This is a genomic window from Methylosinus sp. R-45379, from assembly GCF_001644125.1.
GTDB lineage: Bacteria > Pseudomonadota > Alphaproteobacteria > Rhizobiales > Beijerinckiaceae > Methylosinus.
The window spans coordinates 1-1,088 of the sequence record NZ_LUUM01000228.1; the positions used below are offsets into that span (position 1 = coordinate 1).

Annotated in this window: 2 protein-coding genes; both read left to right on the top strand. The window is 62.3% G+C overall.

Annotation, left to right across the window (positions count from 1 at the left end; genetic code table 11):
* The first annotated feature begins 125 nt into the window (after nucleotides 1-125).
* Nucleotides 126-629 carry a hypothetical protein gene (locus tag A1351_RS10505; protein WP_064032936.1) on the top strand — a complete coding sequence of 168 codons (504 nt, stop codon included), beginning with the start codon at nucleotides 126-128 and terminating at the stop codon, nucleotides 627-629.
* 51 nt (nucleotides 630-680) lie between these two features.
* A complete protein-coding gene (locus A1351_RS10510) occupies nucleotides 681-1,079 on the top strand; it encodes a hypothetical protein (RefSeq protein ID WP_064032937.1) in 399 nt (132 codons plus the stop codon).
* The last annotated feature ends 9 nt before the right edge of the window (nucleotides 1,080-1,088 follow it).

Below are 1,088 nucleotides of genomic sequence, written 5' to 3' on the forward strand. Positions count from 1 at the left end.
GCTCAACGGCAGCAATACGCTGTCGCATTATGTGGCGCTGGACGATCGCACGTCCTGAACATTCGCCTTCGCCTTGACCCGGCGCCGCGTCGCGGCGCTGTCTTCCCCATCTCGGAGAACACGCAATGCTCACCGAAAACGCACGCCTGTCGGAACAGGGCGCCATAGAGGTGGCTCTGTCCAATACGACGCCCTCCTCGACCTCGCCTCGCCGCTTCTCGATGAAGGGATATTCGCGTTGCACGATCATCATCACCGCGCTCAATGCGACGACGGTGACAGGTTCGGCAATCACGCTGAAACAGGCGACGGATATCGCCAACGTCAATTCCGACGAGAAGGCGCTCTCCTTCACCAAGGTCTGGCGCAACGTCGATCGAGGCGCGAGCAACACGCTCGCCGAAGCGGCTGTGGCGAGTGACACTTTCACCACCGATTCGACCAATTCCAAGGAACTCGAGTATCAGATCGAGGTGAAGGCCGAAGATCTCGACGTCGATAATGGATTCGATTGCCTTCGCGTCGGGACCGGCAACGCCGTCGCAACGACGCTCTCGATCGTGATGATCTTCTGGGGAGCGCGTTACGGCAAGGTGGCGACGGCTCGTCTCGACCCGAGCGCGAACTGATCCACTCGACCGGGCGGCCTAGCGCCGCCCGGCCAATGAGAGGCGGGAAAGATGGAAGAGCGGGAAGTCTATTTCGTCGAGACGCGGCAGATTCGCCGCAATCACAAGACGATCCAATGGAAGGCCGGGCACACCTATCTATACGACCCGGAAATGGAGCCGATGATCAAAATCGGCCATGCGCGCATCGTCGTGAAGGAAGCGTCGCCCGCGCAAGAGCCTGCGCAAGAGCCGGTGTATGAGCCGGTGGATGAGCCGTCGTCTGGCGCCGATGAAAGCGAGAACGGGGACGGCGCCCCTTCTACCGAGCCGCTCGCCGGCGAGTCCTTGGCCGATCTCCAGGCCCAGGCGACGGAACTCGGGATCAAGATCGATGGCGGCTGGGGCGAGGCGCGCCTGCGCGCCGAAATCGAGGCGGCGCTGTCCGCTCCCAAGGAAGGCGACGCCTGATCCATGGAC

Coding starts and splice junctions, on each gene's coding strand:
- A1351_RS10505 (WP_064032936.1), top strand. CDS start 126: ATGCTCACCGAAAACGCACGCCTGTCGGAACAGGGCGCCATAGAGGTG.
- A1351_RS10510 (WP_064032937.1), top strand. CDS start 681: ATGGAAGAGCGGGAAGTCTATTTCGTCGAGACGCGGCAGATTCGCCGC.